Genomic DNA, 16,193 nt, shown 5'->3' with positions numbered 1-16,193 from the left:
ATCTGCGAAGCCAGTCAAGCTTGGCACGACCAAAAAGACTGATGGTCGTCCAGCTATCCATCCCGCTGACAACAGCGGCAATGGAAAGGAACAGGATTTCATCAAGAGGGTAAAGGTGGTTGCCTTTGGCTATACGTCGGGGATCTTTCAATTCTGAAAAAAATGAGGAGAAAGCCGGGTGTACTTTCTGGTCTAAATCTGGATTGGCCATTTTTTTGACCACTCCCAAAAATATCCAATAATTCTTAAATTTCAACGATTTTTAAAAGCGATTTCCCTGCACCAAAACTCTATTATTTGGCAAAGTCATTTGAATCAACCCGGAAGGAATGGTCAGCTCACCTGGTAGCTGGACTCCGTTCTTAAAAAGTATTACTCTTTGAAATTCGGGATCACGCATCCAAAAAGTTTCTCCATTACTTTTCCTCAGTTCATTCGCTGCTTCTGAAATCTCTTTTACATAGATAAGTCCCAGTAAATCGGAGTCGAACTTTAAAATTTCTTGATTCCTAGAAAAAAGCGGTGATTTATTTCTAGAACCCAAATTTGACTCTTTTAGCGGTATATCATCCAAGGCTTTAAAGAATTCATGCTTGACTGGGATTCTTTGAATTACATTCCAGTTGATAGGATTGTAAACTGTGATTTCATTGTCAATAGAAGTAGTGAAATATAAATCTCCATTCCTATCATCTAAAGAAAAAATAGGAATAGCAACTGCTGGAAATTCTTCATTTTCGATTCCCTGATAAACTTTTCTACTAGACAACAAGACTTCCGACTGAATAGATTTACTACTAGCATCATAAAATTCCACCATTTTGGTTTTTGATGGAATCCATTCAGGCCCCGTATTAATACCCATATTGGAAGCAGAAGTAATAAATGATACTTGTGAGCCCTTATTTAGTGGAATAAACTTGGACCATGGCCCAGAATACACGACAGTAGTACTCTTCGGTTCAAACTTCACTCTATTAATTAAATTGAACTTTAAGTCGTATTTCAAAAGCTCAATTGAAGTTTGTACCCATATATTCCCATCAGGCGAAAAACCCATAGTCAGTGCCGACGACCTGTAATCTTCCGGGCCCTCTCCCTCACGCTTTTGATTGGCTAGTATTTTCCCTTCTGAATCAAAAATAGCCAGCTCAACTCCAGCGGAACCCTTATCAATGTAACCAGCATAAATATTTTGCTGAGGATCAAAATCCCTAATTCCCACTTTAGCAAGACTCTCTACACGGATTTCTCTTACTTTTTTAAATGTATATTCTTGGGCAGAAAGAGTGAATGACAAAAAAGTGGCGCATAAGGAGAGCGCGGTTCTAGTTAGCAGGTTTTCCATGGGTTAGTTAATTGAAAACCAAGCTAATGAAATAGTTTTAAAAAATAAACTAAAACCTGCTTTTAAAACTCAGTATCGAACTTATATACAATCTCATGCACATGCTTTTCTCCCGGAGCCAATGAAGTAGAAGGAAAAGTTGGTTTGTTTGGGCTGTCAGGCCACGCTTGAGGCTCCATACAAAGCGCCCAGTGGGGCTGATAGGTCTTTCCGTCAGCTCCGGCAAAATTTCGCACATGATTAGCTGTGTAAAACTGCAATCCAGGAGCAGTGGAGAAAACTTGCAACACTCGACCACTCGCAGGATGTTTAACAATCGCAATCTTCTTCAGCTCAGAGGAGTTCTCCCTCTTGGTAACATAATTATGGTCAAAACCTTCACCCAAAGCATCCAATTGTACACCTAAGTTTTTTGGAGTTTGAAAATCAAAGGGAGTTCCAGCAATGCTTTTTATTTCTCCGGTAGGAATCTGACCAGGCCCACCAGGCGTAATGGCATCTGCAAAAATCTGAACTTCATGGTCACGCACATCTCCTGTAATACCATTCAGATTGAAATAAGAATGGTTGGTGAGATTTACTACTGTCATTTTATCTGTGGTAGATTCAAACAGAAGTTTCAACTCATTGTCCGCAGTCAATTCCATCCAGAGAGTTGTCAATAGATTTCCTGGAAAACCTTCTTCCCCATCCACACTCAAGTAAGTCATTTTCACTCCTACGGCATCCTCCCTTTTATAAATCTCTGGTTTCCAAACCTTCACTCCAAAGCCTTTTGCTCCACCATGAAGTGTATTAGCACCATTATTTTTAGTAATGTGGAAAGTTTCTCCGTCCAACTCAACCGATGCTCCCCCAATTCTGTTTGCATAGCGACCTATTGCAGCTCCTAGGTATGGTCCATTCTTGGTAAAGTAATCAGGCACATTTTCCAGTGCCAGTACGATGTTTTCTCGTTTCCCATTTTTGTCAGGAGCATAAATCCTCGAAATAATCCCTCCAAAGTTGGTAAGTTCTACTTGCATATTTCCATTCTCTAGGGTGTACTTAAAAACATCCTTCCCCTCCCATACCCCAACTTTTTCAGCTTTTATAGAAAGAGCGGATGCTTCCTGGATTATAGTGGATTTGGTCTGGGCAAGGCTGGTGCATATGGCTAAACTAGCTAAGAAGAAAACTATAAAAGGTTTTTTGGGGATCATGGGTTTTGGGAAAATGGTAAATGATGGACTGCTACTTCAAACTAGTGGGTCGGAACTCCAAGATACTTCAAGGCTATGGTTAGCATTTCTTCAGGAGTATGCGAAATATTCAGCTTCAAACCATACGCCGGTTCCTCCCAAGTAGCAAATTGCGAGTCAAGCATGGTAGCTTTCATGTAGTGATTTTTTCGAGCAAGCATCCTTCTCCAGATCAATTCCCGGTCACCCTTTAGATGAATCCAACGAACATCATCCCGAACCTGCAGCATTTCCCGGTACGCTTCCTTCAGTGCAGAGCAGGCTAAAACTGCCCCTCCAGTTTTCTCATGCTCATCCAAAATATCCGCTAAAGCCTGAAGCCAAGGCATTCTATCCTCGTCGTTGAGAGGAAAGCCCTGACTCATTTTCTCAATATTTTCTTTTGGGTGAAAATTATCAGCGTCAAAAAATGGCAAGTCAAATGCGGAGGCTAATCCTGAACCTATGGTAGTTTTCCCTGTTCCTGAGACGCCTGTTACGATTATTAGCATAAATCAAAGTTACGGAATAAAAAAAATAAGTTTATTCCTTACGAGCTCAATGATATAAATCAGTAAGTATCCTTGTTCAAAAGTCGAGAATAGAAATACTGATTGAGAAAGATCAATCTTGATGATCACAAGTTGAGTGATAAAACTTTTATAAAATTTTTATAAAAGATCGAATTATTAAAAAACATTTTTTAGATTTGTTTACATAAGTTACTAGAGTAAAAACATTCAGACGGTAAGTATTCTCCAAAAGAATATGAGGAGCACATTTACGAGCCGATCTTGAACAACTCACATTACTCTTTGCTTAAGTAATTGATTGTTAACAAAGTCCCTATAAACAAACCTGTCCAAACAGTATGCTTAGTAAGTATCCGCTTTCAGATGTTGAAAAAAGTTTTCTTCAGGAATCTGGTGTAGAGAAAATCAGCACCCTAATTCCCTACCTTCAAGTTGACAATTTTCCTAAACTTGGCTTGCTCACAGCCTGCCGCTTTTTGGAGTGGGCCGCAGCTAACCCTGAAGGGGTGATCAGTTTGCCAACTGGGAAGACTCCGGAATTTTTTATCAAATGGACCCAGTTCTTACTTACAAATTGGGAAACTAAAAAAGGGAAGGACGTAAGGGAAAAATATGGCCTTGGAAACACCAAGAAGCCAGTTTTGAAAGATTTGACATTTGTTCAGATCGATGAATTTTACCCTATTTCCGCTAAGCAGAACAACAGCTTTTTCGATTACGTCAACAAGTTTTATATCCAAGGATTTGGACTATCAAAAGAAAAAGCCATCCTGATCAATTCGGATGAGATCCCTTTGGCCAACGGCCTTCATTTTAAGGAAGTTTTTCCTGACTTGAAAGTAGATCTTTCCCTGAGATTCCGCGATCCACAAAATGATCTTGAAAAATTACAGCAGCAGTCAATCTACATGATCGACCAATGGTGTGGAGAATACGAGCAGAAAATCAGAGATGCTGGTGGAATTGGTTTCTTCCTAGGCGGAATAGGCCCAGATGGTCATATTGCCTTCAATACTAGAGGCTCTCATTTGTTTTCAGTCACCAGATTGACGGAAACTAACTTTGAAACCCAAGCCGTAGCAGCAGGTGATCTTGGAGGAATCGAAGTCTCATCCAATAGACTGGTGATTACGATTGGATTAGATACTATTGTTTACAATCCAGATGCAGTAGCAATTATTATTGCAGCGGGTGAGGCAAAAGCCGGAATCGTAAAAGATTCGCTTGAAACTCCACTAAACAATGTATTCCCAGGCACCGTTCTTCAGAAACTAAAAAATGGCCGATTCTACCTCACCAAAGGTGCTGGGGTAAAACTTACCGACTCAGTAGATGCCTATTACGAAAAAGGTGAATGGACTTGGGAAAAAACCGAGCGATCTGTAATCGATCTTTGTAAGAAGCTCGGAAAATACGGTCACAGAATAAAATTGTCAGACCTTAAAGCAGATAAGTACACCAGATTAATTCCTGATCTATCTGAAGAGACCGTAAATCAGGTCATGAAAAGCATTGAAAACAAGCTTTCTAAAGGATTAGAGCAGGAAAGTAATGAAGTACTTCTTCATACTGGACCACACCACGATGATATTTCTCTTGGTATTTTACCTCACATTACCAATCAGCTGCATGAGCCAAGTAACGAAGCTCACTTCTCTGTATTGACATCTGGCTTTACAGCAGTTACAAACACGTTTGTAATCGACACCCTGCTCGCTACCAAAAGACTGCTGGATAATGGAAAGATACAGATGGTTCATTTTGAAGATTTCTTTGAAGTAGGCTATAGCTTAAAAACTGATAAGGATGTCTATCATTACCTTACTAACGTCGCCTCAGAAAATGCGGATCAGCGCTTGAGAGGACTTTGCCACCGGGTGGTAAGAGCGCTGGTGATTGTGTATGATATTAAAGATAAAACGCAGTTGCGTGATACGATTAACGATGTAATCAGCATTCTGAAAAACAGCTACGACGGAGAGAAAAACTCCGCCAAAGTTCAGAAGCTGAAAGGCATGATCCGAGAGTTTGAAGAAGAGCTAGTTTGGGCACACTTTGGAGTACAAGTGAAAAATGTCCATCACCTGAGACTTGGTTTCTACACGGGTGATATTTTCACCGAGCAACCGGACAAAGATCGCGACGTGGAACCGATCGTGGAAATGTTTAGAAAAGTGAACCCTACAAAGATTAGTTTAACGCTTGATCCAGAAGGTTCCGGACCAGACACTCACTACAAAGTCCTTCAGGCAACTGCAGCGGCAGTGAAAAAGTGGGGTGAAGAGAAGGATATCAGTGAGCTGAGAATCATTGGATATAGAAACGTTTGGTTCAAATTTGAGCCGCATGAGGCTAATGTGATCGTTCCTGTATCATTGGGCGATATGTCTGTGATGGAGGATTCCTTTGCCAATTGCTACCTGAGCCAGGTGAATGCTTCTTTCCCTAGCTACTCTCACAATGGTAAATTCAGCACTGTTGCCAAAAGAATTTGGGTAGATCAACTGGACGCAATTCAGCTCCTATTGGGTAAGAATTACTTCTACCAGCACGAACGTGCACAAGTTAGAGCGAGCCATGGGCTGATTTTCTTCCGTGATATGAACGTGGAAGAATTCCTGGCTACTGCAAGAGAATTAGAAAAATCAATTGAAGGAATGCTTTAATTGGGAATATAATAAAAGCTGTGGTTGTTTGAGAACCTAGGCAATCGCAGCTTTGCATTAAACCTATCAACCATATTATTTGTAGCGAATGGAAAAAGCCATTTTGGGATTAGATATTGGAGGCACCGGGATAAAAGGAGGGGTGCTAATTAATGGACACCTGGAGGACATCCGATCCATTGCTACACCTGCGTTAGAAAGCAAAGAGTTCATCCTAGATACCATAGCAGAATTTATCGATTCTTATTTCGAATATGACTTAGTAGGCATCGGAATTGGAATTCCAGGATTAGTTGATGCACGTGAAGGTATCGTATTAGGTCTTTCAAATATCCCTGCTTTTCAACATGTTGAACTTAAGAAATTTCTAACAGAGCGCTTTGGAAAACCTGTCTTTATTAATAATGATGCAAACTGCTTTGCATCAGGAGTACATAAGTTTGGCGTAGGCCGAAAGTTCAACCATCTGGTAGGACTGACCCTCGGGACCGGAATTGGTGGCGGTATAGTCATCAATGGACATTTATACAGTGGAGTGAATTCTGCCGCAGGCGAATGGTGCAGCTCTACTTATTTGGACAAAGATTTTGAGCACTATTGCAGCGGAAAATTCTTCGAACGTTTCTACCACAAAAAACCAAAGGCTTTAGCCAAATTGGCTGTGGCTGGGGATCCAATAGCATTAAAAGCTTTCAATGAATATGGTCATCATTTGGGCGAACTTATTAAACACATCTTATATGCCTTAGCCCCAGAGGCTGTGATTTTGGGTGGATCCATTAGAAAAACATACCCGCTTTTCAAAGAATCACTTTACAAGTCCCTTTCGACTTTCAATTACCCAACGGTGATAGAAAGATTTGAGATTTTACTTTCAGAAATGGATGAGACAGCCATTCATGGAGCTGTGGCACTAGTGGAATTAGAAAATGAAAACGAAGTAGTAAATAATTAGATAGATATAAATTGGTTTGTAGTTGTAAAAAGGTGGCTTTCATGTAAGGCCACTTTTTTTTTATGAATTACGGTATTTTAACCACTGTGGGCACTGAGGGTGACGCAGAGGCCGCAACTTATTGTTCTAACACTTTGTAAACTTTGTTTGGGATAAAAAAAAGTCTGATTATCCGCAATGATGCCAGTGACCTCTTTTTCTTTGCTTATCAGGCTGGAAGACCGATGACCAGTGACCGAAGTAGCCTCAATGCTAATTTTGGCCAAACCCTATAATGCTTTAGTCTCATTACATGCAGAAAAGCGGATATACATAAAAAAAAGAACCAAAAACTAGCTTTTCAGCCTCCTTGACCCTTGAATATGATTATTGCACATTGAATTTTTTTTAATCACGGAAGTGCACAGTGGTAACGCACAGAGCACAGTTAACCGATTTATCCCTTTGTGAACTTTCTTACTTTGTGGTAAAAAAGAAGCCTAAACTCACTTCTTAGCCTCCTTGACCATTGAATTTGATCATTCAACATTGAAAATTTCTTTAGCCTTTTACAAACTCCTTTATCTCAGCTTTAAAGCTCTCAAAGTGCTTTTTCAGTCCTTCAAAGTCTCCTGCTTCCACCAGCTTTTTATCAATCAGCGAACTCCCCATTCCCACACCACAAGCTCCTGCTTCAAAAAATGACTTGATATTTAACTTTGACACGCCTCCAGTAGGAAGTAGTTTTATTTGATCCAGCGGCCCAAGTACGTCCTTGATAAATTCTACGCCGAGGTTCGTAGCTGGGAACACTTTTACAGCCGATGCTCCCAGTGACCATGCTTTGTAGATTTCTGTGGGAGAAAAAGCACCTGGGAAAATTGGAATATTTTCATCCACCGCATGCTTGATGACATTTTCATCTAAAATAGGAGTGACAATAAACTGAGCTCCCGCAGCGACGGCTTCTTTTAGTTGGGTCAAGTTGCAAACTGTCCCTGCTCCGATAGTTAAAGCAGGAAATTCATTCCTCAACCTTGAAATCATGGAAACTGCGCCAGGTGTATTCATCGTCACTTCAAGCGTCGTAAGTCCGGCTGCTTGGTAAGCTTCTGCTATTTTCAAAACCACATCCAGAGATTGACCTCTAATAATCCCTACAATTGGCGCACTGTTAAATTTTTCCCAAAAATGTGTATTTGTATCATTCATGTGGTTTGGAGTCTCTAGCGTATGAACTCAGCTTGATTCAACAAGATAAAAACTGCTGGATAAATTCAAGTATTAAATCTCCAGAAACGCCTAGGTCAAACTCTGCTTTTACATACAAAAGCCCGATCCTTCTCAGAATCGGGCCTCAATTTCAAATCTCAAATTTCTAAAGCCGTGGTTTGTGTCATCACAAACCACAAATTCTTTATTTCGTCAGCGGTTTATCCCGTTGCATTTCCACCATATCCACCGGAGGCGGCGTATTGTCTCCCAATAAATGCTGTACAAAGTAATCCCCCATTTTCCAGAAGAAGTACTCCGTCATATCCCCATAGCCATGTCTCTGATCTGGCAGGACGACCAATTCAAATCGTTTCCCCGCTTTGATTAGCGCGTTGGCCATTCGTGTAGTATTCGCAGGATGCACATTATTATCTGTACTGCCATGGGAAAGCATCAAGCGACCTTTTAGGTTCTTTGCCAATTCAGGATTCTTATCGATCTGGTAGATGAAAGTCGTGTCTCCTTTGGCATTGATCTGCTCTTTTACACCGTGATGCTTCTCAGACCACCAGCGGTTATATACGCTATTATCATGATTTCCAGCAGAGGAAACCGCAACTTTGAAAAAGTCAGGATAAACCAACATCGCAGCCGTGGACATAAATCCTCCTCCTGAGTGTCCGTGAATACCAACTTTTGATTTATCGATGAAATCGTAGCGATCAGCCAATTGCTCCACCGCAGCTTTTTTATCCGCCAAACCATAATCTCTCAAATCTCCATAACCATAATTATGGTACCACTTCGAGCGACCTGGGTGCCCTCCTCTATTGCCTAGCGTAATCACAACAAAACCAAACTGAGCCAAGCGATCAGTTCTGTCTAATCTGGCTGAGAATGCCTTGTCAACGGCTTCAGTTTGAGGGCCCGGATATACGTACTCGATGATTGGATACTTGCGGGTAGAGTCAAAATCAAACGGCTTATACATCACTCCATAAAGATCTGTGATTCCATCGTCAGCTTTGAAGGTAAACGGCTCCGGAAATTGGTAGCCTGTGGCAAAAAGATTGGAAAGGTCAACCGTCTCCAAGTCCATCACCTTATTTCCTGACTTATCTTTCAACACGGCAACGGGAACTGTATTCACTCTGCTGTAATTATCAACAAAAAACGTAGCGCCATCATTGATTTCGCTGGAATGGTTGAAGTCGCCTGAATTCAATAGGGAAATCGCACCTCCATCCAAGGTCACGCTATACAAATGCTCATAATATGGATCTTCGCCTTCTTCCCTACCATTTGCTACGAAATACAATTTTCTACCCTTCTCATCCACTCGAGCTACCCGATCCGTGTGAAATGCTCCAGAAGTCAACTGACGCTTGAAGGAACCATCTTTTCCATACAAATAGAAATGTCCCCAGCCATCCCGCTCAGACCACCAGATGATTTCATTGTCTAAAATCTCAGGCTTCAAGAAGTCAATATAAGAATTGCTACGCTCCTCAATTACCACTTCTTTTTCATTCGTTTTCAGATTCCATCTACAGATATCCACTCGCTTCAAATCTCTGGATGTAACAGCAAAATAAAACTCATCCATATCGCCGAGCCAAGTTACCGGTCGGAAATCATCGTCTCTTGAACTTTCTAGGGAATTGGAATTATACACGTTTAGTGACTGATCTTTAAATGTCCCAACTGGAAGATTAGACAGCTCTTCGGTATCAAATGAATAGTGCAGCAAATAAGTAATTGGCTGTTCCTTCTCACCAGGCATAGCATACTTGTAGGTTTCAAGTGTAGGCCGAGGATTCTTTGTGCTGTGTATCACCCAAAGATCTTTCACCTTGCGCTGATCAGTTCTGGTCATCACAAATTGCTTGGAATCCGAGCTCCAATAGGCTCCAGCTCGCTTTCTCTTATCCTTATTCTTCTCCGTCTCCTCGTTATCCTCACCTCTGCCGCTGGATCCATACTCGAAGTTTTCCTCGCCGTCCTCAGTCAACTGATGCTCCACGATAGTGCTGTCTTTTTCATCTTTCACAGCTTTCAGGAAGTTCTCCTTATCCATCCAGTAGAGGTTATTATGCTTCGCAAAAAGCACCTTGGAAGAATCTGGTGCTATGTTAGCCCAAGACAGACGCTCTGGATCTTTTGGAGCGTCTGTAATCTCGGTAAGTTGCTGATTGCCTATATCGTAATGAAAAACAAACGTCTTTTTCTCTAGGGAGTCCTTAGCGCTTTTGTTCTTCTCTTTGATTTCATCCCAATCCTTTTTTAACACTTCTTCAGTACCTTTTACTTTGAATTTGATCGTATTTTCATCTTCCAAAAACTTCAGATCCTCCAACTTCAAATGCTGGCCATCCACTGGATCTTTGGTGATTTTCATGATCTCCATTGCCAGTTTATCGGTGTCGAAAAGTTGGTTTTTGGTCTTGCGAACCGGATCCACGATGTACCAGTTTTTCCCATTGCTGGTTTCAAATTCGTACCAAAAGCGGTCAGACTTCTTTAGCCAATGTGGGTCAACTCGGGTTGAGAAAACCAGTTTTTTCATTTTCTCAGGAGAGAATCTAGCTGCAAGTTCATAATTACCCGAATAAACCTGCTCCTGGGAGAAGGCATTCTGAAAAAGTAATAAGAACGCAAATGCGAGTAAGGTGTGTTTCATAGTTGTTCTATTTGGGAAAACGAATCTAAATCAATCTTCACCCACTAGTCCAACCACTAGTATAAAAATCACCGGCGCATTCACGCAACTTCAGGAGCAATTGGCTTTTTAACCCAAATTTTTATTGTCAGAACAGGCTTTTTAATATGTTTTTAACACTGGGATTACATTAGAGCTAAAAACCTACGTAATCTTACTATTTTTTTAATAATCCACTGACACTGAGTTCAATTGGAGGTTATACCTTTCAACCAAAACCAATAGAGTGAAAACCCACTTCAAAACTATCGTCGTCTCTGACGTACATCTGGGCACTAAGGGTTCGAAAGCCAAAGAGATCGCCCGATTCCTCAAGCAGTACAACTGCGAAAACCTCATTCTCAATGGGGACATTATCGACGGCTGGCAACTCAAAAAATCAGGCTCCTGGAAAAGAAAGCACACCCGCTTCTTCAACAGGATTCTGAAAATGATCGAAAGTCACCAGACCAAAGTCTATTACCTGCGAGGAAATCATGACGATTTTCTGGATCAGATTCTCCCCTTCCAAATGGGAAATCTGTCGATTCAGAAAGACATGATATACGAAAGCCACGGAAAGAAATACTTCATCACCCACGGTGACGTATTTGACAGCATTACGACAAATCTTCGCTGGATAGCTTATCTGGGGGATATTGGCTACACGTTTCTACTTTGGCTGAATAGCGTGGTCAATCACTACCGCATTAAGCGTGGACTCCCCTATTTCTCCCTTTCCCAGTATGTGAAAGGAAAAGTAAAATCTGCCGTGTCCTACATCGATCAATACGAGGAGGAACTAGCAAAAATGGCGAAAGCTAAAGGCTGCGATGGCATCATCTGTGGTCATATTCACAAGCCCGAAAATAGAGACATCGAAGGAATCCACTACCTAAATTCCGGTGACTGGGTAGAAACAATGAGTGCCTTGGCAGAAGATCATGATGGGAACTGGCAGCTGATCTATTACAATGAAATTAACTTCAAAGAAGCAAAAGACGATAGTCTTAATCAGTTCTTCATTGGCAGGCCCGAGCCTTCAGTGGTTCCGTTTCGGGAAGTTTCATTTGAAGCTCCAAAAGATGATCTCGAACCACCTGCTTTCACTTCTATCCAATGAAGTTTGTATTCATAGTTCAAGGTGAAGGCCGGGGACATATGACTCAGGCCATTGCCTTTTCCAATATGCTCAAAAAACAAGGGCATGAACTGGCCGGAGTAATTGTAGGGAAAAGCAAACGTAGAGCGATTCCAGAGTTTTTTACCCGGGAAATAGCTGCTCCGATTCATTTGGTAGAAAGTCCAAATTTCGCATGCGACAAAGCTGAAAAGAAGATTTTGATAGGAAAGACTATTCGACAAAATCTTACTAAAGCTGCTACTTTTTGGCGAAGCCTAAAGGAAATTCATGAGGTAGTTCAAACCGGGCAACCTGATATCATCCTGAATTTTTATGATTTATTGGGTGGGCTTTACAATGGTATTTTCAGGCCAAAAGTGGAATATTGGGTGATAGGGCATCAGTATTTGATTCACCACCCCGAGTTTCAGTTTGCTCCCTCAAAGGGTCAGGACAAATTCTTTTTCAAGTTCAATACCCGGATGACAGCTTTAGGGGCTAGCCAAAAATTGGCACTTTCCTTCTACGAGTTGGAATCTACTGATCAAATCACGGTAGTCCCTCCCCTACTCCGGGAACAAGTCAAAAACCTAACTCCAACTTCCGGAGATTTTTATCTCACCTATATGGTCAATTCTGGCTATGGAGATGAGGTTATTTCCTTTGCTAAAGCAAATCCACAACTGAACATCCGCGCCTATTGGGACAAAAAAGATGCGGCTGAAACGGAGCAACGCTTACCCAATTTGAGTTTCCATAAAGTTCATGACCAAAATTTCCTGAGAGATATGGCCGCCTGCAAGGGGCTTGTGAGTACGGCGGGATTTGAATCTATTTGCGAAGCGATGTATCTGGGAAAGCCCGTAATGGTCATCCCTGTAGAAGGTCAATACGAACAGGCTTGCAATGCACTGGATACGGTACATTCAGGAGCCGGGATTGCTTCGGACAACTTTGATTTTGCCCAACTGGAAAAGATGATTCAGACAAAACCAATCGTTGAGAATTCCTTTCGCAACTGGGAAAGTCACTGGCCAGCTATTTTCCTTCAAATTCTCCCTGAAACAAAATTGACTGAATCAGATTTTATCCTGACTCAGTCATTCTCTTGATTTTATTAACCAAAACCTGCCAGGTTTATATGGATAAGATTTAATCTACTGTTTCAAGTTATCCTATCCAGAACGAAAAACCTGGCAGGTTTAACTAGCAATTGTTCAAAGCTCTTTGCTCTGGGGTGAGCTCAGATACTGCTTTGAATACATTCTTTCCATTTTCCTCTACGCGGTAATACGGGAAATTGACCATTTTGACTTGTCTCCTTTCCGGAGCACCCATTCTCAGGAATTTTAATTGAAGCTCATTGTATAGTAGGAACAAAGAGTTTCGCTCTTCCATGGACAGGGAGGCATCGTTTCGCCCTTTGTTACGCATCAATTCATATTGGTAAGAGACCTTTTTGTAGTCCTCTATCTGGTCTGCAGGAGTAAGCGGCGGAGGAGGTGGAGGATATTTTTCAAGCTCTTCAGCAGTCAGATCCTTTGCTAATTTGTAATATACTTCTCCATTCGACTCCAATTTCAAGTATGGTGCAAAAGGGGGAGACGGCTGGCAAAGTTTTGCCTTTTCGAAGAATGACATCTGATAATACATGCTGGCCAACTCGGAAAACATTTCTGTTAGCTTTTCCTGTTCAGCTTTATTCTTTTTTACGAAATGCGGAGCTTGATTTCGAAGTTCTTCGTAGGCTAACATGGCGAGGTTGTAAGATTCAAGATGTTCCTTTTCTTTGGCTGCTTGTATTCCCGGAGGCCATTTGTCTGCAGTTTCTACTTTCTGATCCGCAACAGGGTCACTACTTTGTTTGTCAGCGGGAACATGTTTTGATGGTTTAGTACCTTCCCATACTGATGGTTTAGTAGTTTCCCAAACTGATGGCAGTGGCGGGTGTGGTGGAGGTAATAAGTGTCGCTCAACGTCATTCAGTTCATCCCTTTTTTTATACTGTAATTCCCCATCCTTAATTAGCTTGACATAAGGTAAAATTGGTGTTTCCAAAGGACTATATTGATTACTAAAAAGTGCCCCTAATTCTGATCTTATTTCTTCACTAAACTGATATGATAACGCTGTTAATTCAAAAAACAACGCATCCATTATTGCCTGATCCTTTCTGGATTTATTGACATAATGAGGTTTGCTACTTCTCAGGCTTTCATATTCCGCAAATTTTTGAAAAAAGTAGTCTGCTGGATTAGCATAATTTGAAATATCCACCAAATAAATTGCAGCAGGAGTAATAGTAATCGATCCTTTTCCATTTTTCAGTTTTGTCACTTCTTCTACATATGACTCTGTGAATTGACTATAGCTCAAAGAAGGATCGCCATCAGGAGTGAAAAAGATGTGGGGAATTTTAGAATCCTCATTTTCCGTTTCATGCTCAAAAGAAGGTGTAACTGTACCATCTTCTTTTATTCCTGGAGGTGGCAAAGGTGGTGATAATAACATAGACCGCTCTTTATCTGTGAGCTCCGAGTAATTTTTAAAAAAATAATTCATTTGAACATCTTCTACTAGAAATCTAACCTCACTGTAAAGTCTAGCTTTCTGCTCTTCCTGTACTACGCCTTCTAAGTTTATTTCACTATGTGTTTTCACATAATAAACTTTTCTAATATCCAGATTTCTCAATACTGCCTGAAAATCACTCAAGTCTCCCATAGAAATTCCTGAATCAGTGATCAAATTAATCTTTACTGCATTTAGGGATTTTTTAGTCTCGCTTATCAGCTCCTTTACAGCGTCCAAGTCATAATTCTCATTTTCAAATAGAATTACTCCATCTGGCTTCAGCGTGAAAGTCAAATCAAAATCCATAGGCTCGAGATATTTTTGATTTGTATTGTTTACATACACTTCACTTTCATTTGTAGTATCATCGGCCTGAGCCGCAACTCGTTCACTGAAAAAGTAAACTAAAGCCCCCAAAATAGGAACCAAAGCAATCACCTTGATCCAGGTACTAGAATTCTTTGATTTTCTCTTCATCATTTCAAATCGTTTTTTGGTTAATGAAAAATTCAAACTGCTCGCTAAACCATATTTCTGCTCAGAAAGCATCATAGCAAGTAATTGACTTTCGTATTTCTCCAATGGAGTGCTGCGCAGAGCAATTTGGTCCGCTATAAATTCATGATTAAGCTTGATGCTAGCTTTGGCCCAATGCAAGCCTGGATGAAACCAAAATGGAACAAGCAAGGCTTCAATGAAAAGGTTATCCCAGCTGTGCTTTTCCTGAATATGGGTGGATTCGTGAGCGAATACAGCATCGGTGAACTTACCATCTTCTAAATCTGATTCTGCCACGAAAATATACTTGAGGAAGGAAAATGGAAGTGATTCTTCTTTCAATAAAACCAAGGTCTGGCCACGGTATTTAATCTTAATATTCCGTTGGATTTTATTCACCAGCACTTTGATATTTCTGGCGAACCGGAATAAGAAAACAAGCGATATCAGTCCATAAAGCCCAAAAAGAAGGTATTCCCAATTAAATTGAGATTCAGGCATTGCAGCAAACACCTGCTCCTGATTAAGATCCTGACTTGTTGCTTCAAAGGTAACAGGCTCAGTAATCAAGTCAGATGGATCAGCTTCAATGACACCTGGCTCAGAAATCACTTCCGTTGCAGAGAAGGCTATTTCTTGTGGAACTTCGATGGTATAAAGTGGAATTAAAAAGGAGGCAACTACCGAAAAAAGCAGAAAGAACCGGTTGAATCTATGCAATACTTCACGCTGCAAAAGTACTCGGTGAACCAGAAGCAACAGCAGCAAACAAGCTATGGATTTGAGTAAGTAAACGATCATTTTTTCTGATTTAGCTGGTCTTCGATAATACTCTTAAGATTTAACAACTCCTCTTCGGAGAGCTCGGTCTTTTTGGTAAAAAAAGACGCAAACTGTGATGGCGAATCATTAAAGAAATTTTTGATCAAGCCTTTCAGATGCTTTGAAAAATAACTTTCCTTAGTAACAAGCGGATAATATTCCCGCAATTTCCCATTCGCTTCATACCCCACAAATTCCTTGTCTTGCATGCGTTTCAGCAGTGTGGAAATAGTTGTGGATGCGGGTTTAGGTTCAGGATAGGAATCCATTAGATCCTTCATAAAAGCGCGTTTTAGCCTCCACAAATGATTCATTAGTTCTTCTTCAGCTCTGGATAGTTTCATTACCTTTGGGTTAAATTACATCTACAAATGTAGAATAATAAATCTCATCTACAAGTGTAGATTAAAATTATTGAAGTTAATTTCTGTGAAAGCCCTTCCTCGTGCATTCTAACAGATCTAAAAAAGAGGAGAAATAAATCAGGTTCAAGAACAGAAACATCCAGTTTTAGAAAATTCAACAATTAAACAGAAAGCAGGTTTAATTAGCAATTCAAAAA

At 40.7% G+C, this 16,193-nt stretch carries 12 protein-coding genes; 4 read left to right on the top strand and 8 right to left on the bottom strand.

All coding sequences use genetic code 11. From position 1 onward, the window contains the following. From BM386_RS21510 to BM386_RS21495, 4 genes are all read right to left on the bottom strand, one after another. A partial coding sequence (locus tag BM386_RS21510; protein WP_139235956.1) for a transposase family protein occupies positions 1–256 on the bottom strand: 256 nt, incomplete at its 3' end. A 6-nt stretch (positions 257–262) separates the two neighbouring features. After that, positions 263–1,348 carry a hypothetical protein gene (locus BM386_RS21505; RefSeq protein ID WP_091697954.1) on the bottom strand — a complete coding sequence of 362 codons (1,086 nt, stop codon included), beginning with the start codon at positions 1,346–1,348 and terminating at the stop codon, positions 263–265. A 62-nt stretch (positions 1,349–1,410) separates the two neighbouring features. After that, a complete protein-coding gene (locus tag BM386_RS21500) occupies positions 1,411–2,550 on the bottom strand; it encodes an aldose epimerase family protein (protein ID WP_091697953.1) in 1,140 nt (379 codons plus the stop codon). Between the two features lie 41 nt (positions 2,551–2,591). Continuing rightward, positions 2,592–3,080 (bottom strand): gluconokinase, encoded by a 489-nt coding sequence (locus BM386_RS21495; RefSeq protein ID WP_091697951.1) that lies wholly within the window; start codon positions 3,078–3,080, stop codon positions 2,592–2,594. Positions 3,081–3,439: 359 nt separating this feature from the next. On the opposite strand from BM386_RS21495, the gene BM386_RS21490 reads away from it, so the two are divergent. Together BM386_RS21490 and BM386_RS21485 are read left to right on the top strand one after the other, a co-directional pair. Then, complete coding sequence (locus tag BM386_RS21490; RefSeq protein WP_091697950.1) at positions 3,440–5,767, top strand: PIG-L family deacetylase; 2,328 nt, start codon at positions 3,440–3,442, stop codon at positions 5,765–5,767. Positions 5,768–5,855: 88 nt separating this feature from the next. Then, positions 5,856–6,722, top strand: a complete 867-nt coding sequence (locus tag BM386_RS21485) for an ROK family protein (protein ID WP_091697948.1) — start codon at positions 5,856–5,858, stop codon at positions 6,720–6,722. A gap of 540 nt (positions 6,723–7,262) precedes the next feature. Here the strand turns inward: BM386_RS21485 and BM386_RS21480 are convergent. Together BM386_RS21480 and BM386_RS21475 are read right to left on the bottom strand one after the other, a co-directional pair. Continuing rightward, a complete protein-coding gene (locus BM386_RS21480) occupies positions 7,263–7,913 on the bottom strand; it encodes a bifunctional 4-hydroxy-2-oxoglutarate aldolase/2-dehydro-3-deoxy-phosphogluconate aldolase (protein ID WP_091697946.1) in 651 nt (216 codons plus the stop codon). Between the two features lie 205 nt (positions 7,914–8,118). Continuing rightward, positions 8,119–10,596 carry a S9 family peptidase gene (locus BM386_RS21475; RefSeq protein WP_091697944.1) on the bottom strand — a complete coding sequence of 826 codons (2,478 nt, stop codon included), beginning with the start codon at positions 10,594–10,596 and terminating at the stop codon, positions 8,119–8,121. Between the two features lie 265 nt (positions 10,597–10,861). On the opposite strand from BM386_RS21475, the gene BM386_RS21470 reads away from it, so the two are divergent. After that, on the top strand, positions 10,862–11,737 hold the full coding sequence (locus BM386_RS21470) for a UDP-2,3-diacylglucosamine diphosphatase (protein WP_091697942.1): 876 nt from the start codon (positions 10,862–10,864) through the stop codon (positions 11,735–11,737). Continuing rightward, on the top strand, positions 11,734–12,849 hold the full coding sequence (locus BM386_RS21465; protein WP_091697941.1) for a glycosyltransferase family protein: 1,116 nt from the start codon (positions 11,734–11,736) through the stop codon (positions 12,847–12,849). Before BM386_RS21470 ends, BM386_RS21465 begins: the two co-directional genes overlap by 4 nt. 94 nt (positions 12,850–12,943) lie before the next feature. Here BM386_RS21465 and BM386_RS21460 read toward each other — a convergent pair whose 3' ends face one another. Beyond that, positions 12,944–15,610 carry a M56 family metallopeptidase gene (locus BM386_RS21460; protein ID WP_091697939.1) on the bottom strand — a complete coding sequence of 889 codons (2,667 nt, stop codon included), beginning with the start codon at positions 15,608–15,610 and terminating at the stop codon, positions 12,944–12,946. Then, the gene (locus BM386_RS21455) at positions 15,607–15,975 is read right to left on the bottom strand and encodes a BlaI/MecI/CopY family transcriptional regulator (protein ID WP_091697938.1); all 369 of its coding nucleotides are present in this window, start codon (positions 15,973–15,975) and stop codon (positions 15,607–15,609) included. The genes BM386_RS21460 and BM386_RS21455 overlap by 4 nt, the downstream gene beginning before the upstream one ends. Positions 15,976–16,193 lie beyond the last annotated feature (218 nt).

Origin of the sequence: Algoriphagus locisalis, assembly GCF_900116615.1 — a bacterium.
In the GTDB taxonomy this organism is placed as follows: Bacteria; Bacteroidota; Bacteroidia; order Cytophagales; family Cyclobacteriaceae; genus Algoriphagus; species Algoriphagus locisalis.
The sequence above is the reverse complement of the archived record's forward strand: the minus strand, read 5'-3'. Positions and strand labels throughout refer to the sequence as shown.

Bases quoted from the DNA above. Each gene is read 5' to 3' on its own strand.
- BM386_RS21505 (WP_091697954.1), bottom strand. From the start codon at position 1,348: ATGGAAAACCTGCTAACTAGAACCGCGCTCTCCTTATGCGCCACTTTT.
- BM386_RS21500 (WP_091697953.1), bottom strand. From the start codon at position 2,550: ATGATCCCCAAAAAACCTTTTATAGTTTTCTTCTTAGCTAGTTTAGCC.
- BM386_RS21495 (WP_091697951.1), bottom strand. From the start codon at position 3,080: ATGCTAATAATCGTAACAGGCGTCTCAGGAACAGGGAAAACTACCATA.
- BM386_RS21490 (WP_091697950.1), top strand. From the start codon at position 3,440: ATGCTTAGTAAGTATCCGCTTTCAGATGTTGAAAAAAGTTTTCTTCAG.
- BM386_RS21485 (WP_091697948.1), top strand. From the start codon at position 5,856: ATGGAAAAAGCCATTTTGGGATTAGATATTGGAGGCACCGGGATAAAA.
- BM386_RS21480 (WP_091697946.1), bottom strand. From the start codon at position 7,913: ATGAATGATACAAATACACATTTTTGGGAAAAATTTAACAGTGCGCCA.
- BM386_RS21475 (WP_091697944.1), bottom strand. From the start codon at position 10,596: ATGAAACACACCTTACTCGCATTTGCGTTCTTATTACTTTTTCAGAAT.
- BM386_RS21465 (WP_091697941.1), top strand. From the start codon at position 11,734: ATGAAGTTTGTATTCATAGTTCAAGGTGAAGGCCGGGGACATATGACT.
- BM386_RS21460 (WP_091697939.1), bottom strand. From the start codon at position 15,610: ATGATCGTTTACTTACTCAAATCCATAGCTTGTTTGCTGCTGTTGCTT.
- BM386_RS21455 (WP_091697938.1), bottom strand. From the start codon at position 15,975: ATGAAACTATCCAGAGCTGAAGAAGAACTAATGAATCATTTGTGGAGG.